Below are 24,750 nucleotides of genomic sequence, written 5' to 3'. Positions count from 1 at the left end.
CTCTCCGAAGAGTTCCTTATGAAAAGCTGCGCAAATGTCTCTGACTTTGCGCAATTTTTTTGTTTTTTTATTACTTATAAATTTTATAAAAGTCTCTGACTTTTTCCGTTCATTTTTTTAATGTAAATACGTTAAATTTTATATTTTTAAGAGAAAAAAGATAATGAAAGAAGGATATGTGATAAGAGATCAAAAACTGCCACATTTTATAACGCCAACAGTTGTAGACTGGATAGATATTTTTACACGTCAAAATTACAGAGATATAATAATTGAATGTTTAGAGTATTGTATTAAAAACAAAGGAATGATTTTGTATGGTTATGTGATTATGAGTAATCACATTCACATGATAGTACAGTCTGAAGAAGGAAAGCTATCAGATCTAATACGAGATTTCAAAAAATTTACGGCAAAATGCATTTTAGAGAAAATACAAAATAGTCCTGAAAGTAGAAGAGAATGGATGCTGGAACGTTTTAAATTGGCAGCAGAAAAACATACTAGAAATAAAATTTATCAGTTTTGGCAGTACGGGAATCATGCTGAAGAAATATACAGTAATAAATTTATGTGGTCTAAACTAGATTATATGCATTTAAATCCAGTAAGATCAGGATATGTTGAAAAGGCATCAGAATATATTTATTCTAGTGCTAGTAATTATGTTAATGATTCAGGATTGTTAAAAATTGAAAAAGCTGATAATCCAATTATTGATGTTTTAGATTTGAAGTCAGTTTTGCGAAATAGTAATATTTAAAAAATTTTATAAAAATTAAACGTTTTTTTTATTATGCTGAAAGGCGCAAAGTCGGAGACATTTGCGCAGCGTCATAACACTTCGGGGAGCGGGGGGAATGTATAATCATTATTTAAATTTAACTAGATAAAAGTGAATATGAAAACTATCACACTAACTCTTTTTGTTTTGTTACTTTTAAATTCTTGTGCTTTGAAAAGAGAGCAGAATAAAAAGATTGCATTTACAATAATGGATAAGTCTATTACAGAAAATACCTTAATTACTTTACAAATAAGCAATAACACTAATGTAAATTATTATTTGCCAATAATAAAATCTTTCAAAGATCAAAAATGGTTTTTTATTATGTCTAATGAAGAACTCTCATTTTTTTATATTCCTTTTATTATTAGTAATGATGAAAAAGATCTTAGATGGAAAACTGAAAATTGTTTCGATGAACAGATAATGGATAAAGAGGTAGAACAACTTGATGAGTTATGGAAACAAAAGAAAATTAATATTACTATTGATGATTTAATTTTATTAAAATCAGGTAAAAACATAGAAATTAAAATTCCAATAAATTTACATATAAAGATTTCTAAATATTGTAAGTGGGATTTAGAGAATTTTAATGATCAAGAGCAACTTAAAATTGCAATAAATTACAACCAAAAGGAAAAAGAATTAGCAAATAAATTTTTAAGTTTCAAAACGCTTGACACTTTAAAAAAAATGGGTTATGAACTTTATGACAAAGGAATAATTTCTAATAAAGTTAATTTAATATTAGATAAGCAATAGTCCCTCGCTCTCCGAAGAGTTCCTTATTAAAAGCTGCGCAAATGTCTTTTGACTTTGCGCTTTTTTTTATTTTGGGTAATGTACCAGATGTGTTGGAGAAATTTGCGCAGCGTGATAATGTAATTTATAGAACACTCTACGAAACAGGTGAATCTTTTACAATTCTTCAAAATTAAATAGCGATTGAATATTGACATTTAATTCTCTGGCAATAGCAAATAATGTTTCGATTTTAGGATTAGTTTGACCTCTTTCAATTTTTCCTATGTGATTTTTTGCAAGTCCAGTTCTTAATCCTAATTCTTCTTGTGAGATTGGCTTGCCAGTCTCTTTATTAATACACTGATTTCTCAGATGCATTATACTTTTTCCTAATTGTATTCTCTCTTTTTTAAAGCCATTTTCTTCCATATTATAAAAATCGTTTTTAAAAGGAATAAAAAAGGCAATCTGTAGATTGCTTTTTTAGAAAAAGTATTATATTTGATTTGAATAAATAAATTGCGATTCTTCGTATAAAGTATTTGAAGAGGTCGCTTTGAGTTTCGCTCTTGAAAAATGATTTTTACAACGAAATGATAAGTAAGATTATGACGTTTTATAGTGTGGGCTCATTTATCATTCTTAGTGACATCCTTTGTTTTAAGCTTTGCATGAAGAAGCTGAATCTTTAAAAATTATATCTGTGAAATAAAAATTTTATCCCCTTTTATGCTCATTAAGCCGTTTACTTAATACATAAAAAATGGCTCTCTACCCTGTCGCCAAACGAGTATAGAGAGCCGTAACTAATCAAACTAACGTTAAATTAACTTATCCAATATTATGAATATTTTTTCATTTTATAAAGATAGGATAGTGCTTTAAATCACATCCGTATGAAAAAAAATAAAATATCTTTTGAAACTACTTTCTGGGCACATCAGGAATTAGAAAATCCGTTTGAAGTTATTGATACCTTTTTAGGTTCTGAAAGTCTGGCTTTCTACAAACAAACTTTAAATGAAATAGTTATTTACAGAAGTAAAGACGAAGTCTATAAAAAGGAATGTCCTGGAGATGTGTTTTTTACCTATACCGCCCTTCGTTCTTTTCTGAGAGCTTGCTCGGCTCTGCAACACAAAAACAAAAAATGGAGGGTTACCGAAATAGCTGCTGAAAGAAGGTCAATTCTCTCCCAAGCCTCCTTAACAATAGAAGAATACGAAAATCCTTTTATAGTGTTTCATAATGCCTTTGCAGAACATTCTTTAGCCGATTTTGAATTCTTCCTCTGTGAAGTAATTCATCTGGCTTTGCGTCCCACTATTGTAGAATTCGATTCGGATTTGCTTACACCATATATTCATGTAATCAAAATGCTCGACGCAAGTCAGCTATTACTCGAAAGTCAAGTTGAAAAAATTGAAATTAATGAATAGTCTTTCGATTTTTATGATAAATCAAATCTTTTGAAAAGGGATTTGGTTTTTATTACCTCTCTAAAAAACAATCTCAATAGTAGTCAAACTAAAAGCGCATGCCTACAATTCAGGAAAGATAGAAGTCTATCAGAAAGTAAACATTTAATTAAGTAATTTTCCAAATCATCAATACGGAATGCTAAGTGGTAAAATAAAGAATATATCTCTGACACCGGACAAAGAGGGCAACCTGTGGATTGATGTTACGCTACCCAAAAAATTAGAAACGTCATACCATAAAATAATCCCGTTTCAACAGGAGATGTCCGGAAATGCCGAAATCATTACAGAAGATTTGCGATTAATAGAAAGATTGCTCTATCAGTTTAGGGACATTTTTAGGAGATAGTGTGAGTCTTTCTAGATTATTACGCCGATAATGTATTTACAGAAAGAGTGAGAACCCGTTACAGTACAAATAGTGAAGAAGAATTAAAAATGATAAAAACTATTAATAGAAATTAGTCAGCTTTTTATTCGTAATTTTTTTGGAAGTCTTGCGGAATCATTTTGTTTTATAGTTATTTGTAAAGAAATTAAACTAAAAACATTATGAAGATCAAATTTACTTTATTAGCCACCATACTCTTTACAACATTTGCAAATGCTCAAATTTATGGAAAAATAGATGGTCTGTCTCTTGTTACTAATAATGTAGGTATTGGCAATGCATCACCATCAGCCTCTTTAGAAGTTGCTACTCCAATCTTTACTCAGGGAGTTTCTAATAATGCTCAAAAATGGTCTACAGGTAATCCAAGTTATGAATTAAAGCTGCAAACTATTTGGAGTAATCAGGGAATTAATCAAGAAATTATTCAGCGTTATAATAACATTGATTACAAGTCACTTGTTTTCTATGCTGGTAATGTTGGTATTGGTGTACCAAATCCAAATACAAAACTAGCTGTCAATGGTACTATCCATTCAACAGAAGTAAAAGTTACAGCGTCAGTTTGGCCTGATTATGTCTTCAAAAAAGAATATAATTTGCCCACACTTGAGGAAGTAGAAAAACACATCAATGAAAAAGGGCATTTAGAAAATATTCCAAGTGAAGAAGAAGTATTAAAAAATGGAATTTATCTAGGTCAAATGAATGCTAAACTTTTAGAGAAAATTGAAGAATTAACACTGTACATGATCGAAATGAAAAAAGAGAATGTTGAAATGAAAGAAAGATTGATCAGACTTGAATCTAAATAATTTTTGAACACAATTTGAATCAGAATAATTTAAAACGATAAAAGCTTCAGAGAAATTTGAAGCTTTTTTTTGTAGAGAGAAGTTTTTAAATAGCTCCCTATTTTTACTATTTATACTTACTTAAATCCAGATTAAGAATAGTACCAACTCTGCTAAACTCTTCATTAATCTTTGCATTCAAGGTTAATGGTTCATTATTTATTGGATGATTAAAAATTAACTGATGCGCGTGAAGCATCATTCCGGTAAGGTCATAATTCTCCAACCATAATTTATTTTGCTTGTTACAACCATGTGGACGACTTCCTAAAATAGGATGAAAAATGTGTTTGAAATGTTTTCGTAATTGATGCATTCGTCCCGTTTCTGGAATAGCTTCTACCAAACAATATCGTGAAGTTGGTCGATTGTTAAATTCTAACTCAATTTCGGAATTTTGTAAACGATGAAAGTAGGTTATTGCATTTTGTTTAATGTCATCATCATTGATTAAATCATAATCAATCGTAAGTTCTTCGGGTGACCAGCCACGTAAAATTGCTAAATATTTTTTTTCGACTTCGCGTGTGGCAAAACGATCATTCATAATTTTTAAAACCTCTTTGTCCAGCGCAAATAATAAGATACCGGAGGTTTTGCGGTCTAGCCGATGAATAGGATAAACGTGTTGTCCTCCTAATTGATTTCTCAATTCCTGAATAGCATACACTTTGGCATCGCGCGCATAAAAGGATTTGTGAACCAGCAATCCACTTGGTTTATTAATTGCTACAATATATTCATCTTGGTAAAGAATTTCTAACATTCGGCAAAAGTAGAAGAGATTTTGATTAAAAGCGCTTTTATCACTTATTTATTTCTAAACTGTTCTTTTCGCTTAATTCCCAACTTTTGATCATTTTCCATTAAAATTCCTTTAATGAGTTATAAGTATTATCTCTATATTTGGTTTAAATAAAATATGATGATTTCATAGGTGTATACAAATTGTAGGCAATGTTGAGAGGATCATTTCAAAACAAATTTTTACACTATATCAAAATGAATACTAACTTCGTTTCTAACGTACTTCTTTGGTTATCATTAATAGCGTTACCAGAAATAGTATTTTCTCAATCCACCGATTTTACCATTCAAGATGTAAAGTTTGAAAGTCAGGGCATCACTCTTGCTGGCTCAATTTTAACACCTAAAAAAGCAGTTGCAGCAGTCGTAATTGTTCACGGATCTGATCCTGTAAAAAGAGAAATGGAGTTTGCTAAACGTCTTGCCAAAGAAGGTATAGCTGTGTTCACATATGATAAACGTGGAGTTGGAGAATCTGGAGGTGTCTATGTAGGACCATCTGTTGGAACGAATAATATTGACACGACTAATCTTAATTTATTATCTGAGGATGCGAGTGCAGCAGTAAATACATTTAGAACCTATTTGAAAGATAAAAAAACACCCATTGGATTAGTTGGCTTTAGTCAGGCAGGATGGATCATCCCAATTGCTGCAAGTAAAAATCCACAAATAGAATTTATGGTTTTGTTTAGTTGCCCTACAATTACAACTCTGGAACAACTTCGATTTCAGTTTTATACTAATGGAAATAATAATTTTTGGGAAAATCATACAGAATCAGATGTTCTTGAGCATGTCAAAAATGATCCTGACAGGTATCAATTTATTGCTACTGACCCAAAAGAATCTTTGAGTGCACTATCAATTCCAGGTCTTTGGCTTTTTGGTGAAAAAGATATCCAAATTCCCGTAAAATTGTGTATTGAGCAATTGAATACATTTAAAGTTCAAGGCAAACCTTTCGAATATACCTTATTTTCAACATTAGGGCATAATACTACTTCTGAAAGTATTACTGAACCAGTTGCTATTTCCATTCAATGGATAAAACAGAAAGCTTTGAAAATTAACAAGCTTAAAGTATCTAAATAAGGCACTGCCTAAATTTCTCAGGCTTTTACTTATTCTAGTATCGGGAACAGGACTCGAAGGGACTCCCCCAAATATGATAACAATAAGAATAAAAAGAATTACATTTTTATCTTTATTGAAGGTTTTGTTTTAATAATCTACTTTGTGCAATAAGTATATAATTTTTAAGAGACTCATTTTTGAAATTAAATTTAGCTTTATTAAAAATCGCAAAATTCAAATCCAATAAATCTAAAACTTCTTTTTTTGTTGCAATATTTAAAATATTTTCAATATATAAAGATTCGATTTTACCACTTAAATAAGGATATTCATTTTCGCTATTAATTTTTTCAAGCAATCTATCTTTAAGCATAAGGAGAGCTTTCTTTTTCTGTATTTCACTCAAGTTTGAATTAGTCTTATTGAAGCTATTTTCCGACTCCTTGTCACCTAATATTATTTCATAATAATCTTCATAAATTTTATTTTCAATTGGGATTAAGTCACCAAAGTCTAATAATATTTTTCCTTGTCCTAAAAATTTTGTTCTTGTTTTAATTCCTTTTTTTATTAGGCTATATCCAAAAAAATCAATTGTATCATTCATCACAAAAATCCAAAAATCATTATTAGGAAATAATTGAACGATGTCATTTTCCAAATCTGTTAATTTGTCTTCTTCATCAACATTTTCTATGAATATTTTATCGAGTAAGATTAGCGTACATTCATTGACAAATGAAATAGAAACAGATTTTGGGGACAAACTTTTTATTTTTGAAATTTTACAATCGTATTCTAAATTTTCATCAAAATTTTGGTTTGTATCATTTGGAATTGCATCTATAATTATACCTGTGATATTTATTGACATGTTTGTTTTTTAATGATTTGAGCAGTATTCTAGATACAAAATAACTAAATTAATCGTATAAAGTAAAAACTAATTATCGACTGCTGGCGAGAGCGTCCGCTCGTGAATGCAACGAGTTGGTTTAAAGATGATTAAAACAAAAAAAGCTTCAGATCTCTCTGAAGCTTTGTTTTAGTAGCGGGAACAGGACTCGAACCTGTGACCTTCGGGTTATGAGCCCGACGAGCTGCCTACTGCTCTATCCCGCGATGTTTCGGGTGCAAAGATACGTAGTAAATACAGTTATACAAAGAAATATGTGAATTATTTTTAAAAACCTGCTTTTTGATTGATAATTTATTGATTTTAAATTATTTACAGTTCTTGTTTTTTCTTGTTTTATCGTTTGTATTCTAATAATGCTTTGTATGGATCGCCCTTTAGATCTAATAAAAGAGCAAAAGCAGGTTCGGTTTTATAGCCTTTTTGCTTGAGATTGATAATTTTTAATCTAAAATTATCACCTTCAAACTGTAAAATTTCATATTCAATAAGCATGTGTTTATATCCGTTCTGATCTTTTGTAGGGATGTTTTGTCCGAATATTTCAATTTCAAAATTACCTTTCTTAAAAGTAGCTACAACAGATTCGTGCTGATCAATTAATACTTTACGCCAAGTAAAATCAATTTCGTTTCCAAAAGTAGAAATTAGTTTTACAGTAAAATCAGCTTCATTTTTAAAATAACAAATAATATCCAGATCACTATTTTCAATCGCAATGTCAATCGGAATTGTGCCGACTAATATTGGATCATAAACTTCAAGAATATCTAAAATACGATGATGCGTTAAAGTCTCAAAAGCTTCAATTTGCCTTTTAGTTCCATTTTTCAGGTAATTGATAGAAGTGAAATCAATCATTTACTATAATTTTTATTCTCTTTAATTTCGTCTTCCAAGCGTTGATTGATATTGATTTTTGCGTTAGTAAAAACAAAAATGGTCGTTTTATATTCTCTTGCAAATCGATTCGTTATTTCACCAGCAATTTTAGAAGACTCAAAATAAGGACTCGTTTCTTGAAATTCAGTACTGTTTTCTTCGTGATTTTTAACGCGGATGAGGTTTTTGTACACGATATCAAGATTAAACCAATTCACATAATCGGCATTAAAAGAAACGGCTTTAATTCCTCTTTTTGTATAATAGTTTATCGCTCCCGCTTGTCCGTAATTGTCACAAAGAACAATTGTTTTGTCGGGATTAGGCAGTAAGGCGTATACTGAATCTGTTTTTCGGGCAAGTTCTTTCCAGCCCAGCATATCAGCAAAGTCCTGTGGTAGTTCATGATCTTTTCCGTCTTCCCATCGATGCTTACCGAACTCTTTATAATGTGCCGATATTTTTACAATATCCTCAGGGCTTTTATTTGGAAAGTCTATATCATACATTGGAAGAAAAAATAATAACGGAAGTAAAATGAGGACAGGTTTTAAATAACGTTTCCATCCGGATTGTAATAGTTGACCAAGAAACACGGCACCAAAAGCAATATAGATTGGATACAGACCAATTGCATAATAAGCTTTGGCTTTAAAATATATAAAGACTCCCAGCGTAAAAAGAAACGAGTAAAAGAAAAATAGGTTGTTTTTAAAAGGTTTATAAAACACCAATGCATAAAGTGCAGCAACTATAACAAAGAAAGCACCAATAAAGAATAAAATTTGTTCCTTTAAAAATCCCAGACGATTTACATTGATTAATTGAGTTTCCGACAATTCCTTCATGTGATGAATAACCGGAAATCCATTAGTGTATTGCCATATTAGGTTAGGAGCAATTAAAACGAGTCCTAAAACCAATGCGAAATAGATTTCTTTATGGGATAATATTTTCCTTTGTGGAGACAATAGTAGAGCCGGTAAAAGACCAATAAGCAGAAAAAGAATATTGTATTTATTTAGAAATCCAAATGCAAAGACTATAGCAGCTACAAAAAGCCATTTTGATTTTTCAGTAGTAATGTATTGAATGATACTATAATAAAATGCAGTCCAGCAAAGTACGTCTAATGAGTTAGGCTGATACAACATATTGATACGCAACAAAGAAGAAAACAGAATACATGTAGCACCTAAAATTGAAGCATACAAATTTCCTTTTAATATTTCGATAGTTTTCCAAACAATAAAAAGAGTAAGAGCACCAAAGAGAGCAGGAAAGAACCTTACCCAAAAAGTGGAATTACCAAGTAAAATAATCAGATAAGAAATCCACGAAGTAACAGGCGGAACTGATAGATAGCCCCAGGCTAAATGATGTCCCTGATCAAGGTGCAGGTATTCATCGCGTTGTAAATCATATTCCGGACTTACCAAAACATATTGCAAAACAAATTTGAAAATAATAAAACCGATTAGAATTATAGTTTTTTTTGTCATGCAGATTGTTGGTTTTGATTGGTAAAATGGTATTAGTAAAGCTAATATAGGATTTATTTTGAAAGTAGAATTACGGTATACTGATCGAAACATCAAAAACTAAAAAAGCTCCAGATAGATCTGGAGCTTTTGATAATAAATTATTGCGTGATAGTTATAAAACATTACTCTTCTGTAGCTGGTTCAAATTCCATGTGATCTACTATTTCAGCTTCGGGTTGTATCGGTTTAGAAGCCTTCAATGCATTAAATCTTTCCAGCTGTTCTGTTTCACCTTCTTCACCACTAAAGTATGGAAACACATCCATAATAGGAGATTCTGCTATCGCAGGAATCGAATATTCTCCCATCGTATTCTGCATTACATGCAATGTATTATCATAAGCTTCTCTAACATCATTGGCTTGTACCAGCATATACATGTTTGATTTTCTTTCTTTTCCGCTTTCTTCATCATAAGCCAATAAAGAAATTTTTGATTTAAACCATCTGTCAGCATTTTCAAAAGGATGAATTTCAGCGTAGTTCGCTACTTTTATATTTGTGATTTTAAATTCTTCACTTATGTAGGCAGCCATTTCTTCATTAATTCTGCTTTCCGCTTCTGTGTAAGATAAGGCATCTACCAAATAAGGTTCAGTCAAAACTTTTTGTCCCCCGGTTTCATCCGTCTTTCTATATTTTACTTTGCATTCGTACCAAGTTGCGCTCATTCTCTATATGTTTTTAAAGAGGGCAAAGATAGATTTTACAGAAAAACAAATGATTAAATCATTAAAATAGATATTCACAATTTAAAGTAATTTTCTGTATTTATGGGCTTTGTAGCCTGTAATTATGTCTTAATCTGTTATTAATCAAAGGTATTGTGGAAAAATTGGGATATAATTTTGTAAACAGTTTTTAAACAAATTTTTTATGAAAAAGTATTATTTTTTATTTTTCTTATTACTGAATGTAAGTATACTGCTTGCCCAAACCAAACAAAAGGTAACAAGTTGGGGAGCTTTGACGACATCATATAAGATTAATGATAATTTTAGTGTTCAATTGAATACTCAGGTCAGAGGTACAGATAGGTTAAAGGGAACACCATTGTATCTTATACGTCCAATGTTAAATTATAAAATGGATAATATAACGGTTGGATACGCATTTACAGAAAACTATAAAACGGTTAGTGAGATATCGGGTTGGTTGCCGGAACATAGGGCCTGGGAACAATATGTATTAAGCCAGAAAATATCCTTTTTGAATCGTAAAACAGCACTAACACACCGTTTTCGTCTGGAAGAGCGCTTTGTAGCAACAGGTATAGTCGATGGTGAGAGACTAAAGAAAGACAGTTTTGAATTTGCATTAAGATTCCGTTATCACATTAGAACTATGATACCGTTTCTGCAAAAAGAAAAGTTTACTTCAGGAGCTTATGTAGCACTTCAAAACGAGTTATTTGTCAATGCTATGAAAAGTGATAAAGTTACCAACGGAAAAGTGGTAGATCAAAATAGAGCCTATGTAGCATTGGGATGGCGTTTTAGCCCAAAATTTGATCTTGAAGCCGGTTACATGAATCAATATTCTGTAGGTAAGACAGCATCTGATGTTTCTAATAATATTGTGCATTTGGCTGGCACAATAAGACTATAAAAATTAGGCCTATATTGCAAAAACTTTTTATTTTTTGATTGTAAGACTTAGTACGTAAAATTATTATAGGGTATTTTACGTGTTAAGTTTTTTTATTTAATTGAATTAAAACCCTTCTGTAGGTATCTGTAGGGTATTTTAATGAAAGTATGTCCTATTTTGTTACAATTAAATTTATTTGGCTCTTTTCTGATGTTATTTGTAATTAAGTTAGCAGGCTAATTTTAAAAAAAATACTATGAAAAGGATTTTATGCATATTAAGTGTTGCATTTTTAGCACTAACTTCTTGTTCAAAAGACGATAATTTAGCTAAAAGAGAGGATACCTCTAAACCCGCTCCGGTTTTGGTGAAAAGAGAAACGTATACTATAGGAAGCAGAATGACAAACAGTCTGATTTCGTATGAGGGAAATAAAATTATCAGTACTACCAGTTCCAGCGGACGAGTTTCTAAATTCACATATACAGAAGATTACATTACTAAAAGAGAATCATATAATATGGCAGGTAAATTGGAATCTACAACGGATTATGTCTATGATAAAGGAAAGTTGGTAGAAAAGATTAGAAAAGACGGTGAAGACAGTGAATATTATTACAAGACTAAGTATATACATAACGGAAGCGGAATAATTATTTATCAGGAATTTAGAGTTACAATAGCTAACGGAGAAGAGCAAGCATCTGATTTTGCTGGAAAATACACTTACAAAAGCAGCAATTTGGTAAAGATTGAAAGTACATTTAATGGCGTAGATGCTATTACTACATTGGAATATGATAGCAATAATACTCCATACAGAAATATAAAAGGATTTAATTTATTACTAGGAGATGACTCTTCAAACTTTAATAATATTATTAAAAAATCGTATGTATTAAAAGAAGCAGATAGTGAGCCAAGACTTACAACTTATGAGTATAAATACAATACAAAAAATTACCCGACAGAGATGGTAATAAATTATTATTTTGAAAATTCTGTTTCGACTGAAATAACACAGTTTTCATACTAAATAAAAAGAGCCAATGCTTCCATAATGCAATAAGGAAGTATTGGCTCTTTTTTAATTTCAGAATATTTTAGTAATGATATAGCTGTAGGCCTATGAAAAAAAATTACATTTTAGTTTTTTATTATTTTCTTTTTTTAGTTTTGGACAGGCTCCAATTGGTCAGTATAAAGTTGTTTTTAAAGGATGGGCTAGAGGAGATAGCGAACAGGTTTTAGAATTAGACGTTTCTATTCCGGGTATTGCACCACGATATGAATGGACTTTGACTAACGGTTTTACCTCAGATCAGACAAAAGTAAGTCTGACCAATGCAGGAACCTATCATGTAAAAGCCACTTGATATTTAGGTTGTATTGCGCAAGATGATATCATGGTTTCGGTTAACAATACTATTATCAACTCAGAATTATTATTAAGCACTCAGGCTTATCAGGATGAAGAAGTAGTATTGGAGAATAAAGATTATTGTTTATTGAAAATGACAAAAGTCTGAAATATAATTCGATATTTTTTTGACTTCAAGCTTTGCAAATTGCTGTTTGATATTAATGCACAATTATTTCTTATTTTTTTATATTTAGTTTTAATTGATTTTTCTAGTTAAGTTCGCAGAATAATTGAAAAAATAGTATGAAAGTAATATTATGTTGTCTAAGTGTTTTATTATTGTTTTTAAGTTCTTGTTCTAATGATGATAATTCATCAAATGCGAAAACAGTTTTAGCTAAAAATATAGTTTCCAAAGAGAATGGAAAAGAACGTACACGTGTATTTACCTACGATGGTAATAAAATAAATACTGTTACGTTTTCAGATGGTTTAGTTTTTAAATATACATACACTGGGGATTTTATTACTAAAAGAGAAGACTATGCTGAAAAAGATGGCAAACTTAATTCTAGTTCTGAATTAACATATGAAAATGGTAAGTTGTCTAAAAAAATCGAAAGAGAGGTTGGCAGTAAGTTTTATCATGTAAATAGGTATATATATAATATAGATGGAACAATTTCTCTTGAACAGTCCTATGTTGATTCTGAAACAGGTATTGAAACGTATGATAGTAGTGAAAAATATACTTATGTAAATGGCAATTTGGTAAAGGTTGAAAGATTTTTTTCAGGTTCATATAATGAAAGTATAATCGAATATGATACTAAAAATAGTCCTTTTAAAAATATTATAGGATTTAATTTAATCGTAGGTGATGAAACTACTTGTTCTAATAATGTAATTAAAGTAACTCGTCTACCAACAGAAGGTGCTAAAACATATTTAGAAAAATATACTTACAAGTATGATAAAAATAATTATCCAATAGAACAAGTAATAACATATCAATTGGGTGATTATATTTTTTCTGAAACCAAGCAGACAAAGTTTACATATTAAGTTATAAAAAAGAAATATAAAAAGAGCGAATACTTCCTGAAATTTAGGTAAGTATTGGCTCTTTTTTATTGAAAAGAAAAATTCTGCTGTTTTACATATTGAAGAAATTACAAACCAATATAAATTATAGTTTAGTTTTTAACTAATTTGTGTTTCTGTAGTTTTTATATTATTAATAAGAGAAGATTTGTTTTTTACTGATTAGCCTTACAAATACTTCTGTTGTGTTAAAATTAAAATATGTCCTAATCTGATATAATTAATTTTATTTGCTTTTTCTTTTTTTAAATTTTCTACTTAAGTTCGCAGCAAAATTTAAAAAGAAAATTATGAAAAAAATTTTATGTTTAGTAAGTGCTGCGTTTTTGGTACTAAGTTCTTGTTCAAGTGACAGTGATTCAGCTAAAGAATCTTCAATTTTAGTTAAAAAAGTAATTTATACTTATCAAGATGGTACAACAACTAGTGATGTAAGTTACAATGGTAATAAAATAACTAAGATTACTGATTCTGATGGAGAGTTTACTACGTATACTTATACAGGAGATGTGGTTACTAAAAGAGAATCTTTTTATGAAGATGGCTCGTTAAATTATTCAACTCAATTTATTTACACTAGCGGAAAATTATCAGAAATTCTTAAAAAGGAAGGATCAGACAGCAAATTTAACTATAAAACTAAATATACACATAATGCAGACGGAACAATTGCTTATGAAGATTTTAGAGTTAATATCGCTACAGGTGTTGAAGAAGAATATGGTTTTATTGGAAAATATACGTATGCAAATGGTAATTTAGTTAAAGAGGAAAAATCATTTTATGGTTCAGATTCAGTAATTACTCATGAATATGATACTAAGAACACACCATTCAAAAATGTTACAGGATTTAGTTTATTAATTGGAGAAGAATCTTCAAGTAGTAATAATGTTGTTAAAAGTACTTTTAATTCAAAAGGAAGCAGTACACCAAGTAGTGAAGCTTACATTTTTGAATATGATTCAAAGAATTATCCAACAAAAATAACAACTAATACTCAGGCAGGAACTTCTGTTATAGTTGAAACAACAGAGTTTGTATACTAAAAAGAAGTTAGAATAAATAAAAAGAGCCAATGCTTCCTGAAATTAGGTAAGTATTGGCTCTTTTTTGTGCTTAAAATTTAAGTGTTTTTACTTTTTTAAACAATATTAAAAAATAAGAATTTTACATAAACTATAGTTTAATATAGGTCTTAATTTTATTTTTGTAGTTTTTTAAGTACTAATTAAAAAGCTATCCACTTTCACTGATTAGCCTTACAAATGCTTCTATTGTGTTAAAATAAAAATATGTCTTAATCTGATATAATTAAATTTTTTTGAATTTACTTCATTGTTCTTTTGTACTTAAATTCGTAGGCTAATTTAAAAAAATGATATAATGAAAAGAGCTTTATGTGTTTTAAGTGTTGCCTTGTTGGCATTAGTGTCCTGTTCAAAAGATAATGATTCAGTTGTTACTCCTGGTGATAAAGTAATTACCGATCCAATAGTTAAAAAAGAAGATTCAATAGTACTTCCTCCAATTTTGGTTCAAAAAATAATTTCTACAGATCAATATGGTACTTTAAATAATATAGTACTATATGATGGCAATAAATTAAAAAGTATTATGGACGAAGAAGGTAATAGCTTAAAGTACACGTATACCGGGGATTTAATTACTAAATCAGAAACAATATACAATGGTAAATTGATCGCTACTAATGAGTATACATACAATAACGGAAAGTTGTCGATGACTATTCAAAAACAGCCAGGCCGCGATTTTTATTATATAAAGAAATATACACATAATACTGACACTACAGCTGCTTATGCAAAATTTAAAGTAACTATCGCTACAGGGATTGAAGAAGAAACGGGTACTATTGGCAAGTATACCTACAGAAATGGTAATTTAGTAAAAGAAGAAGAGTTTATCAATGGCTTAGAATCAATAACAATAAATAAATTTGACACTAATAACAATCCGTTTAAAAATGCTGCAGGTTTCAATTTGTTGCTGGGTGATGAAAATACAGGTGTTAATAATATAATTGAAAGCAAATCAACTTCTGGGTCAGGATCGAACCCTAAGCCAAATAATATAGCATATGTTTATAAATACGATTCAAATAAATATCCAACAGAAAGAATACTAACCTATCAGGGATTAAGTTCAGTTGTAACCATAACGGAACAATATGTATATTAAACTATCAGCATAACATAAAAATCTAACATACTTATAAATAGGTGTGTTAGCTTTTTACTTAATGCATTAGCAAGTAATTTCTTTGATATTTTACTCTTTTATATAGAAAAATCTACATTGTGTTTTCAAATAGTACATACATCATTAATTATCTATTAGTAAATAACCAATTCCTTGTGAATTAGTAATTATGTACTATTTTTGCATTTTTTTAACACGGATATAATTACCATTTAATGCCAAAAATTAAACTCCTTTTATTTCTTTTCCTTTTTACCTTTCTATCTTATTCTCAGACAAAAGAGGCAACGATTATGGTCAATGCCCGAGCACAGAAAAACAGAATACTGCTTCGCTGGGCAATTAATTCGCCTAGTGAATGGAAAAAAGCGCATAAAAAGGGATTTGTAATCAATAGAATTACAGTGCTGCGTAACGATAAGATTTTGCCAAAACCGGAAAAAACACTTTTAACAGTTTCGCCTTTGCGACCTGATGTATTAGATTCATGGATAGATCTGGTACAAAAAGACGGTAATGCTGCCATTATCGCGCAAGCCATTTATGGAGATAGTTTTGAAGTTACAGGAGCCAAAGAAGGGGATATTTCAAGAATCATAAATATGGCAGATGAACTCGATCAGCGCTATACATTTGCTTTGTACGCAGCCGATATGAATTTTGATGCTGCAATCAAAGCAGGATGGGGTTATGTCGATACCAATGTAAAAGCAAATGAAGTGTATGCGTATCAAATCAGTGTTTTTGAAAGCCCTAAAGTTAAAAAAGCGTCCGCAATGGTGGGCTTACGAGACTATAGTGATTTACCCGCACCAACGGATTTTATAGCAATTGCAGATGATAAAAAAGTAATGCTTTCCTGGGATTACGAAACCTTCAAAAGAATTTATACTTCTTTTATGGTGGAGAAATCAGCTGACGGAACCAATTTTGCACCTATTGCCAATACACCTTTGGTCAATTTAAACGATAAAGAGGGGAATCCCTCAAAAACCATGTATTATGTAGATACGCTAAAAGTAAATGACAAACAATATCATTACAGATTATACGGTATCACCTCTTTTGGAGAAAAAGGAGAATTTACAAAACCTATTACAGCTACCGGAATGGCAGGACTTTCTGTTGGAGCAAGATTGACAGATTATAATATTATAAATTCTAATGAAGTAAATCTGATGTGGGATTATCCGCAAGAGTCAGAAAATGTAATTCAGGGTTACGAAATCAATTTGGCTCCGGACGATAAAGGACCTTATAAAGTTATTTCAAAACTTATAGCACCTACAGAACGAAAGTTAAAGTACAATGAAAAAGAAGGGCTTTACCCCTCCAATTATTTCACCATTACCGCTGTAGGTAAAAACAACCAGCGTCTTACCTCACAGAGTATGCTGGTACAGCCCGTAGATTCTATTCCGCCTGCCAGACCCATTGGGCTTGAAGGTGTGATTGACAGTCTTGGTGTTGTTCGCTTAAAATGGAAACCCAATACCGAACGTGATTTAAGAGGGTACAGAATTTTAAGAGCCCATAATCCTACTGAAGAGTTTGTCGATATTTACCACAAATCATTTAGCGGAACAGAGTATAAAGACAGTGTGAGCCTGAAAATGACCAATAGCAAAGTATATTATAAAATTGCTGCCGAAGACATGCGCTACAACATATCAGAACCTTCCGAAGCCTTAATATTAGATAAACCGGATAAAATTCCGCCCGCAGCTCCTATTTTTAAGGACTATGAAAGTGTAGACGGTAAAGTAACCCTAAAATGGATTCGAAGTTATAGTGAAGATGTGGTTGGATACAAATTACTCCGAAGAGAAAAAGGACTGCCCAACTGGATAGAGATCAAACAAATGAACGACACCATTCAGGAATATACAGATAACAAAGTAGAAAACAGAAAAGTGTATCAGTATGCAATTATGGCGATAGACAAAAGCAATCTTTGGTCCTCATTAGATCAGTCGACCATAACGGTTATGGTATTGGATTTTACACCCGTAAAAACAATTAATTTTCTGGAAGGCATTGTAGATCGCGAAAAGAAAAAAATAGTACTAAACTGGGACTATACTAAAAACAAAGAAAAGATTCTGGGAGTAAGTATTTATAAAAGCAGTAAAGGAAATCTGCCCACATTATGGAGGGAATTAAATGCAGATATCCGCACCCTAGAAGATCGCAATCTTAAAATAAACACAGAATACGAATATCATTTTATTCCCAATTTACAGAGTAGTACTCCTGCAAGACAGGAAATTTTAACCGTTGTATATTAAGCCTATGAAGAAGATTTACTTATTGATAATTTTATTGGTTACCAATTTTGGTTTTGCACAGGTAGAGATAGTAGGTAAAGCTACTTATCGTACTGAAGTAACTGTAGCTATGGGTAATGCAACAGCAGATGGTTGTACAGGAGGAGGATTAGGATATCTATATTTAAGTGGAATCGGAGCCGAAAGTGTTTTGAAAAATGATAATGATTTTTGGGAAGATAAAGGTGATTTTTTTACAAGAGACTATACAGATGCTAATTTAGCAACACATGTAGCTTTACACACTAGAAGAAGAACTAGGAGTGGTGGTTGTAGTGTTACGCAAGATCTTAAAAGTATTAGACCAATAGTTATAAATCAGGATATTACATATAAAGATTATAATAGTGATAAGAATCCTGACGGAATATTTGCTTATTTAGTTCACGGCACTCTAAGAGTAAATAGCTTTCCTAAAATTGATTTAGTAAATACTGATCCAGTAAGTGATATTATTGGTACAGAATCTTCTCTTGTTATACCTCAGATAACAGGTGTAGCACCGCAATATTTTGACTGGATGTATCATATTGAGGGAGATGATACACGTATTGTAATAAAAAATATAACGATTATAGTAGAGAATTGGCACCCTCTTCCAGCCGGATATCAGGGTAAGAATTCATTAAATATAAAATGTAAAGACTTTTTACCGGATGAAGCGGTTGGAAAAAAAATCTATTTAAGAGCAAGTGAACATGGAACGAAGGTTATATTACTATACAACTTATCTGCACCACATATTCTATCTGTTGAAGAAACAGAAACGAGATGTTTTGATACTAATGACGGTAGTAGTATAAAAATAAATTTTAGCAGGCCTTTAGAAGATAATGAAAAGTTGTCTTTGGATTTTGATGGTACTTTTACGGATGATATTACCAATATCACCAACAACGGACGTTTTCCGAGTGGAATGTTAGAGCGTGATAATTCATATACGGTTCGTAATTTACCAAAAGGTATAAGCTATCTTAAATTATTTGGATTTTTCACGAGAGCAGGTGTTGAGGAAAGCCTTTACATTAAGGATCCGGAACACCAGAGGACTTTCGAAATAACGTCTCCTACACCTGTAGATTTTTCGATTGCAAAAAAGAATGATGTTCTTTGTTATGGAGGAGGTCAGGACGGTGCCATAATAGTAACGGCAACAGGAGGTACAACCCGAGGAGGTCTATACCAATGTACCATAGACAATGGGGCAACATGGCAGAATTTTTCCAATGGAGCGGAACATACCATTACAGGTTTATCGATGGGAATTTGCTACGTAAAAGTAAGAAGAATCAAAGATGCAAATGATACTGTGGGTTGTGTTGCAAAAAGTGCCGGCAATGAAAAGCAATTATCACTTGAAATAGGGCAGCCTGCTGCTCCGGTTTCTTTATTTAGCTCTTCTACACAGCAACCAACTTTTTACGGTGGTACAAACGGAAGCATTACCGCTTCGGTAACGGGGGGAACACCAATTGCAGGTAATTCCTATTCTTATGAATGGAGAAATAGTAAAGATGAAGTAATCAGCAACACCAAAACCACAACACAATTTGGCGGAGGATTGTATGCCATTACCTTACAGGGTATTCCGGCAGATACTTATAAATTAACAGTTTGGGATGCTAATCATGGGGCTGCAGTGCATAAAGAAGGCTGTACCATAGTACCCGTAAATATCGTAGTTATACAACCAGATCCTATTGTAGTGACCTTGAGCATTCAAAAAACAATTTCCTGCAACGTGACCAATCAGTTTGGGAATGAAAGTGATATGGAACCTGTCGACGGACAACGAGACGAATCGCAGGATGGAATTCTAACTGTGAATGTAACCGGTGGAGTACCTTTTACAGGTTTCTCTAATGGAGGATTGCCGTACAAATACTTTTGGAAGAAACAACAGCAAAATGGAGCCTGGACCGCTATTAATGATGACGATGCCACTATTGAACATTTGTCGCACGGTAATTATTCCGTAAATGTCGAAGATAAAAACGGAATCCGACTAGGCGATTATGTCGACAATATTTTAACTGTAGAGCGCGATAGCATTCAATTTATGCAACAGCCTGATAAATTAGAATTAACGTTTACCAAAGAAGATATTTTTTGCAGTCAGGGCAATAACGGCTGGGCAAAAACACATGTGACAGGCGGAACAGCTCCGTACAAATACCAATGGTCTAATGGAAAAACAACAGCAGATTTAGCCGGTTTAAATACAGGAAATTACTTTGTGCAAATTACAGATGCCAAAGGATGTGTCGTACAGGGAAGCATCCTGATCGAACAGCCGAACGGTGTAGCAGTCAACGAAAACATCAAAAATCCAACCTGTTATCAGGGCAACGACGGAGCCATTACTTTAGCACCTACTGGTGGTGTTCAGCCGTATGAATACCGCTGGAGTACCGGAGCCAATACACAAAGCCTTTCGAATTTAACAGCCGGAAAATACACCATAACACTAACCGATGCGCAAGGCTGTATCCTGATTCAGGATTTTGAATTAACAGATCCTGCTCCGATAGTAATCGATTTAGGTCCCGACAGAACATTGTGTTACCAACAGGTTTTAGATTTAGACGCTTCTATTTCGGGCAATGCACCGCGATACGAGTGGACTTCAACCAACGGTTTTACTTCAGATAAAGCCAAAGTAAGTGTAACCAATGCCGGAACCTACCACGTAAAAGTAACCTCAGATTTGGGTTGTATAGGCGAGGACGAAATTGAAGTTGCGACCAATGATACCATTATCAGTTCAGAGTTTTTATTAAGTACTCAGGCCTATCTCGATGAAGAAATAATTTTAGTAAACACAAGCAGTCCGCGTGGGGAAAGCACCAAATGGATAACGCCTGAAGGGGCTGCCATTGTGGAGGAGAAAGACAATTTTATTACTTTAAAATTTAAAGACTTAGGAACCTATACCGTTTCGCTGCAACAAACACAAGGCGATTGTTATGCGATTTTCACTAAAAGCGTCATGATAGAAAAAAGAAGTATCATGCCCAATGCCGGGGCAGCAGAAAGTTCTTTTATAAAAGATTTTATAGTAACACCCAATCCAAGTGACGGAAACTTTAAAGTAATAGTAAACCTGGAAAATAACAGTACGGTAAACCTGAGATTGTTTACCTCAAACGGACAAAACGCCTTATTGGAGAAAAAGGAATCAGGCAAAAAGGAATATGAAATAGACTTTAATGCAACACTGGCATCAGGAATTTACATTTTAGTTTTAGAAACAGGACAGCAAACGCTTGTTAAAAAAATCATCATCTATTAAAATGAGAAACTTTTATAAAAATATAGTTTTATTTATAGTACTTATGCAGTGCTCCCCCTTCGGGGGTTGGGGGGCCTACGCGCAACTTTATCCCGTAAATCTTACTCCAATATTCAATGTACCGTATTCTGTTAAAATTTCGGAATATGCCAACAGCATGGATACCAAAATGCAGTTGCTTATTAACCCAACAGATTTTGCTATAACCCAAAAACAGGTACGTCTTAAATTATACATTCAAGGAAATCGTCTTAATATACAAAGCAGCGATTACATACAAGGACAAAGACCCATTTTTATCAATGGTGGTGAATTGCAAACCTTGACCAATACCGATATTGCGGCACTTTTTAGATTAGAAAACCTGCAGGGAATTACAGCGGCACAATACGCAGCGCCATTGCCGGATGGTATGTATAATTTTTGTTTTGAAATGTATGATTTCCTAACCAACGAAAAATTATCGCAAAAGAGCTGTGGAATGATGTATTTGCAGCTTAATGATCCTCCGATATTAAATATTCCGGCAAAAAACGAACAGATCGTTGCTACAGATTTTCCCAATATTCTTTTTAACTGGACACCACGACAAATCAATGCGACGAATGTATCGTATAAGTTTGAGTTAAAACAAATTATAGATCCTGCCATAGACCCGCAAATTGGGTTTATGATGGCACCTTTATTGCATGAAGAAACGGTTTTCAGCACTGCCTTGCTTTATAATTTATCCATGCCCATACTTACGCCGGGCATGCGTTATGCATGGCGTGTAAAGGCGATTTCAACCACAGGTTTATCTGAAAATGCGGTCTTTAAAAATGATGGGTATAGTGAAATCTTTTCATTCAAATACGCGACCAACTGTAGCGCTCCAAACTTTTTGCTCAGTCAGGCACAAAGCGCCAAAAGTGCTAAAATTACCTGGCAAAGCCAGTCCGGAAACCGAAAATTTCACGTACAATACCGTACAAAAGGAGTAGCCAAAGCAGAATGGTTTTCGGTTTATACGCAAAACGATCAGGTAACGCTCACGAATCTGGAACCGGAATTAAGTTATGAATTTCGTGTAGGGGCTACCTGTGAAGCAGAGCAATATGGTATCGACCCAAGTTATGTATACAGTAACATTCAGGAATTTAGAATGCCGGAGAAGAGTAATGCCGTTCAGGCTTACAACTGTGGGATTCGTCCTGCGCTAAAAATCAGCAATCAGACACCACTTACCAATTTAATTCAGAGCGAAACCTTTACTGCCGGTGATTTTCCGGTAACGATTCTGGAACTCAGCGGAAAAAGCCCTTACTCAGGACTAGGTTATGTTGTAGTGCCTTATCTGGCAGATACTAAAATTGCCGTAGAGTTCAATAATATTATCATCAATACCGACTATCAATTGATTAATGGTATTGTAGAAACAAGTTATAACCCGGATTGGAATAATGTTGCAAATATAAAAGAGCCTTTTGATGATCTTTTAAAAGCTGTATCTGATTTAATTAGTAAGCAAGAACAATTATTAGCGGATAATAGTGATGGTATAAAAAATCAGGAAGAATTTGAAAATATTTGGATTGAATACGAAAAAGAATCTAAAGAAAAATTTGATCTATTATTTAATTCAGGTGATTTACCGCAATCGATAAAAGACGATATTACTAAAGTTGCAGGTAATACTTTTACAGCTTCAACAGAAAATAATGCTCCTAAAGTAACGGAGTTTAGCAGTAAAAAAGAAGAACTAAAAGCCCAAAAAGAATTAATAGAAGCAATAAGTCAGACAAATAAAACATTTGATGAATTGGTTTCTTTTTTGGATTTGGAAACAGTATTAAAATGTAAAAAATGTGATGAAGCAAAGAAAGTTAGTACAGTTCAAATTGATAAAATAGGATCTTCTAGTTTTTCTTTTAATCCCTATAATAAAGAAAGATACATTTGTATTTTGGGATCAATAATTAAAGGAGAGTTTAAACTAAAAAAAATAGATGCAAAGCAAGCCAATGCATCGGATAAAAAACTTTTAGAAAGCACCAAAAAAGCTTTTAATACAAATAAAAGTATTTTTTTGGCAGTTGTTCATACCGACAATCAATTAGTTGAATGTAACGTCAAATATGCTTCTGATGAAATTTGTAGTGCTGATAAAAAAGTTTCTGCAAAAACAGAAAAAGAAATTGCAGAAGAAATTTCAGCATGTTACGATGATAATAAAGCTAATTTTATTTTACCGGCTTTGGCAACAGCAGCCAGAAAAAATCAGTCAGTTGAATTTTTCTATAATAATGAAGTGTACCGCTTCATCAATAATCAAGTTGAAAAAGTAGAAAATCCGTTAAGCGATGAACAAATTAACAATGGAAACTGGACAGAAGATTCAGATGTTAAAATCCGTTATGAAATTAGCAATAATGGCGTTATACAATATAAAGCATTAGGTTTTTGGAAACAATTATCTATTGCAAATGGAAAAACAGCAGATTTAAAAAAGCTTTCAAAGGAGATTAAAGAAAAAGCCAATACATTTTTTCAAAAGTATAAAGTAGTAAAAGCAGATTTAACGCCAATTAAAGCGGGTGTAGATTTGAATAAAGATTCAGAAGAATTTGCAGACGGAGAAAAGATTGCTTTAGACAATAAAGCTTCCTTTTATAAAATTTCTTCAGAGTTAATAGGCTTAACAACTACTTTTCTGAAAAGTGCTGAGATAGAAGAACCGACATATTTGGCTAGTTCAAAACCAATTACAGTTGTTCACGCACCAGGACTTGTTACCGGAACAATAGAAAGTGGTGCAACGGTTGTGACAGATATTACAAGCCTATGTTCGATGATTTATGACTTGTCTACTGATGAAAAAGCAAGAACTGAAATGCACGCGGGGCTTGTTAAGCTAAAAGATGTAGTTAAAGATGAGCCTGCTGGTATTATACCAATTTTTGCTCAAATGCTAAGCGGTAATACAAATGACGAATGGGCAGCGATAGCAAAAGATCAAACTGATGAAGGTAAAAAAGGACATTTATATTCAAGAGGTGTTGTAACATCTGTAAAGAGTGCTATTGTTGGTGGTGCGCTTATTACAAAATTACCTGAGCTATCTGAGAAATTAGTTGAGAATATTAAGAAGGTTAAGAATGCAGTAGAGCTAGTTGGTAAATATGATTGGGGCACTGCAAAGCGATATTTCGCACATATTCAAGATATTACAGGCAGGCAAGTGTTACAGGTACAAGTTGACAAATTAAAAGAGGCGTTGAGAGCTAAAGAATATAAAAAACTTTCTCCGGCTGAAGTGACAAAACATAGAAAAAAATTCACATCAAAGGTTAAGAATAAATGTATAGAGGATTGGGAACGTGAAA

The 24,750-nt window shown here is 32.3% G+C and carries 20 protein-coding genes and 1 tRNA gene; 13 read left to right on the top strand and 8 right to left on the bottom strand.

Features of this window, described 5'->3' with window-relative positions:
* Positions 1–163: 163 nt before the first annotated feature.
* Entirely contained in the window at positions 164–763 is a 600-nt protein-coding gene (locus B0A66_RS05665) for an REP-associated tyrosine transposase (RefSeq protein WP_089048887.1), read from the top strand.
* Between the two features lie 138 nt (positions 764–901).
* The gene (locus B0A66_RS05660; RefSeq protein WP_089048886.1) at positions 902–1,552 is read left to right on the top strand and encodes a hypothetical protein; all 651 of its coding nucleotides are present in this window, start codon (positions 902–904) and stop codon (positions 1,550–1,552) included.
* A gap of 156 nt (positions 1,553–1,708) precedes the next feature.
* Here the strand turns inward: B0A66_RS05660 and B0A66_RS05655 are convergent, their stop codons facing one another.
* Positions 1,709–1,963 carry a helix-turn-helix domain-containing protein gene (locus tag B0A66_RS05655; RefSeq protein ID WP_089048885.1) on the bottom strand — a complete coding sequence of 85 codons (255 nt, stop codon included), beginning with the start codon at positions 1,961–1,963 and terminating at the stop codon, positions 1,709–1,711.
* Positions 1,964–2,430: 467 nt separating this feature from the next.
* Between B0A66_RS05655 and B0A66_RS05650 the strand changes: the two genes are divergently transcribed.
* From B0A66_RS05650 to B0A66_RS05640, 3 genes are all read left to right on the top strand, one after another.
* On the top strand, positions 2,431–2,973 hold the full coding sequence (locus B0A66_RS05650; protein ID WP_089048884.1) for a hypothetical protein: 543 nt from the start codon (positions 2,431–2,433) through the stop codon (positions 2,971–2,973).
* Between the two features lie 178 nt (positions 2,974–3,151).
* Positions 3,152–3,364, top strand: a complete 213-nt coding sequence (locus B0A66_RS05645; protein ID WP_244283396.1) for a hypothetical protein — start codon at positions 3,152–3,154, stop codon at positions 3,362–3,364.
* A gap of 203 nt (positions 3,365–3,567) precedes the next feature.
* Positions 3,568–4,221, top strand: coding sequence for a hypothetical protein (locus B0A66_RS05640; RefSeq protein WP_089048883.1), 654 nt, complete (start codon positions 3,568–3,570; stop codon positions 4,219–4,221).
* Between the two features lie 106 nt (positions 4,222–4,327).
* Here the strand turns inward: B0A66_RS05640 and B0A66_RS05635 are convergent, their stop codons facing one another.
* A complete protein-coding gene (locus tag B0A66_RS05635; protein WP_089048882.1) occupies positions 4,328–5,026 on the bottom strand; it encodes a pseudouridine synthase in 699 nt (232 codons plus the stop codon).
* A gap of 236 nt (positions 5,027–5,262) precedes the next feature.
* On the opposite strand from B0A66_RS05635, the gene B0A66_RS05630 reads away from it, so the two are divergent.
* On the top strand, positions 5,263–6,162 hold the full coding sequence (locus B0A66_RS05630) for an alpha/beta hydrolase family protein (protein WP_089048881.1): 900 nt from the start codon (positions 5,263–5,265) through the stop codon (positions 6,160–6,162).
* A 112-nt stretch (positions 6,163–6,274) separates the two neighbouring features.
* Here the strand turns inward: B0A66_RS05630 and B0A66_RS05625 are convergent, their stop codons facing one another.
* The 5 genes from B0A66_RS05625 to B0A66_RS05605 form a co-directional block, all read right to left on the bottom strand.
* Positions 6,275–7,018 carry a hypothetical protein gene (locus B0A66_RS05625; RefSeq protein WP_089048880.1) on the bottom strand — a complete coding sequence of 248 codons (744 nt, stop codon included), beginning with the start codon at positions 7,016–7,018 and terminating at the stop codon, positions 6,275–6,277.
* Between the two features lie 175 nt (positions 7,019–7,193).
* A tRNA-Met gene (locus tag B0A66_RS05620) sits at positions 7,194–7,266 on the bottom strand.
* Between the two features lie 130 nt (positions 7,267–7,396).
* Entirely contained in the window at positions 7,397–7,921 is a 525-nt protein-coding gene (locus B0A66_RS05615; protein ID WP_089048879.1) for a DUF4269 domain-containing protein, read from the bottom strand.
* On the bottom strand, positions 7,918–9,444 hold the full coding sequence (locus tag B0A66_RS05610) for a glycosyltransferase family 39 protein (RefSeq protein WP_089048878.1): 1,527 nt from the start codon (positions 9,442–9,444) through the stop codon (positions 7,918–7,920). Before B0A66_RS05610 ends, B0A66_RS05615 begins: the two co-directional genes overlap by 4 nt.
* 164 nt (positions 9,445–9,608) lie before the next feature.
* The gene (locus B0A66_RS05605) at positions 9,609–10,157 is read right to left on the bottom strand and encodes a DUF4494 domain-containing protein (protein WP_089048877.1); all 549 of its coding nucleotides are present in this window, start codon (positions 10,155–10,157) and stop codon (positions 9,609–9,611) included.
* 205 nt (positions 10,158–10,362) lie between these two features.
* Between B0A66_RS05605 and B0A66_RS05600 the strand changes: the two genes are divergently transcribed.
* The 7 genes from B0A66_RS05600 to B0A66_RS05570 all read left to right on the top strand — a co-directional run bounded on the left by B0A66_RS05600 (position 10,363) and on the right by B0A66_RS05570 (position 21,385).
* Positions 10,363–11,094 (top strand): DUF2490 domain-containing protein, encoded by a 732-nt coding sequence (locus B0A66_RS05600; protein WP_089048876.1) that lies wholly within the window; start codon positions 10,363–10,365, stop codon positions 11,092–11,094.
* Positions 11,095–11,332: 238 nt separating this feature from the next.
* Entirely contained in the window at positions 11,333–12,112 is a 780-nt protein-coding gene (locus B0A66_RS05595; RefSeq protein ID WP_089048875.1) for a hypothetical protein, read from the top strand.
* Between the two features lie 630 nt (positions 12,113–12,742).
* Entirely contained in the window at positions 12,743–13,504 is a 762-nt protein-coding gene (locus B0A66_RS05590; protein WP_089048874.1) for a hypothetical protein, read from the top strand.
* Between the two features lie 329 nt (positions 13,505–13,833).
* Entirely contained in the window at positions 13,834–14,592 is a 759-nt protein-coding gene (locus B0A66_RS05585) for a hypothetical protein (protein ID WP_089048873.1), read from the top strand.
* Positions 14,593–14,929: 337 nt separating this feature from the next.
* On the top strand, positions 14,930–15,745 hold the full coding sequence (locus tag B0A66_RS05580) for a hypothetical protein (RefSeq protein WP_089048872.1): 816 nt from the start codon (positions 14,930–14,932) through the stop codon (positions 15,743–15,745).
* A 236-nt stretch (positions 15,746–15,981) separates the two neighbouring features.
* Positions 15,982–18,054, top strand: a complete 2,073-nt coding sequence (locus B0A66_RS05575; protein WP_089048871.1) for a fibronectin type III domain-containing protein — start codon at positions 15,982–15,984, stop codon at positions 18,052–18,054.
* Between the two features lie 4 nt (positions 18,055–18,058).
* Positions 18,059–21,385, top strand: a complete 3,327-nt coding sequence (locus tag B0A66_RS05570) for a T9SS type A sorting domain-containing protein (protein ID WP_089048870.1) — start codon at positions 18,059–18,061, stop codon at positions 21,383–21,385.
* A gap of 1,721 nt (positions 21,386–23,106) precedes the next feature.
* Here the strand turns inward: B0A66_RS05570 and B0A66_RS23275 are convergent.
* The gene (locus B0A66_RS23275) at positions 23,107–23,178 is read right to left on the bottom strand and encodes a hypothetical protein (RefSeq protein ID WP_449404072.1); all 72 of its coding nucleotides are present in this window, start codon (positions 23,176–23,178) and stop codon (positions 23,107–23,109) included.
* Between the last annotated feature and the right edge of the window lie 1,572 nt (positions 23,179–24,750).

Origin of the sequence: Flavobacterium hercynium (assembly GCF_002217285.1) — a bacterium.
GTDB classification, from domain to species: Bacteria; Bacteroidota; Bacteroidia; order Flavobacteriales; family Flavobacteriaceae; genus Flavobacterium; species Flavobacterium hercynium.
Note: the sequence above shows the minus strand (reverse complement) of the source record. Positions and strands in the feature narration are given on the sequence as shown.

Coding starts and splice junctions, on each gene's coding strand:
- B0A66_RS05665 (WP_089048887.1), top strand. CDS start 164: ATGAAAGAAGGATATGTGATAAGAGATCAAAAACTGCCACATTTTATA.
- B0A66_RS05660 (WP_089048886.1), top strand. CDS start 902: ATGAAAACTATCACACTAACTCTTTTTGTTTTGTTACTTTTAAATTCT.
- B0A66_RS05655 (WP_089048885.1), bottom strand. CDS start 1,963: ATGGAAGAAAATGGCTTTAAAAAAGAGAGAATACAATTAGGAAAAAGT.
- B0A66_RS05650 (WP_089048884.1), top strand. CDS start 2,431: ATGAAAAAAAATAAAATATCTTTTGAAACTACTTTCTGGGCACATCAG.
- B0A66_RS05645 (WP_244283396.1), top strand. CDS start 3,152: ATGCTAAGTGGTAAAATAAAGAATATATCTCTGACACCGGACAAAGAG.
- B0A66_RS05640 (WP_089048883.1), top strand. CDS start 3,568: ATGAAGATCAAATTTACTTTATTAGCCACCATACTCTTTACAACATTT.
- B0A66_RS05635 (WP_089048882.1), bottom strand. CDS start 5,026: ATGTTAGAAATTCTTTACCAAGATGAATATATTGTAGCAATTAATAAA.
- B0A66_RS05630 (WP_089048881.1), top strand. CDS start 5,263: ATGAATACTAACTTCGTTTCTAACGTACTTCTTTGGTTATCATTAATA.
- B0A66_RS05625 (WP_089048880.1), bottom strand. CDS start 7,018: ATGTCAATAAATATCACAGGTATAATTATAGATGCAATTCCAAATGAT.
- B0A66_RS05615 (WP_089048879.1), bottom strand. CDS start 7,921: ATGATTGATTTCACTTCTATCAATTACCTGAAAAATGGAACTAAAAGG.
- B0A66_RS05610 (WP_089048878.1), bottom strand. CDS start 9,444: ATGACAAAAAAAACTATAATTCTAATCGGTTTTATTATTTTCAAATTT.
- B0A66_RS05605 (WP_089048877.1), bottom strand. CDS start 10,157: ATGAGCGCAACTTGGTACGAATGCAAAGTAAAATATAGAAAGACGGAT.
- B0A66_RS05600 (WP_089048876.1), top strand. CDS start 10,363: ATGAAAAAGTATTATTTTTTATTTTTCTTATTACTGAATGTAAGTATA.
- B0A66_RS05595 (WP_089048875.1), top strand. CDS start 11,333: ATGAAAAGGATTTTATGCATATTAAGTGTTGCATTTTTAGCACTAACT.
- B0A66_RS05590 (WP_089048874.1), top strand. CDS start 12,743: ATGAAAGTAATATTATGTTGTCTAAGTGTTTTATTATTGTTTTTAAGT.
- B0A66_RS05585 (WP_089048873.1), top strand. CDS start 13,834: ATGAAAAAAATTTTATGTTTAGTAAGTGCTGCGTTTTTGGTACTAAGT.
- B0A66_RS05580 (WP_089048872.1), top strand. CDS start 14,930: ATGAAAAGAGCTTTATGTGTTTTAAGTGTTGCCTTGTTGGCATTAGTG.
- B0A66_RS05575 (WP_089048871.1), top strand. CDS start 15,982: ATGCCAAAAATTAAACTCCTTTTATTTCTTTTCCTTTTTACCTTTCTA.
- B0A66_RS05570 (WP_089048870.1), top strand. CDS start 18,059: ATGAAGAAGATTTACTTATTGATAATTTTATTGGTTACCAATTTTGGT.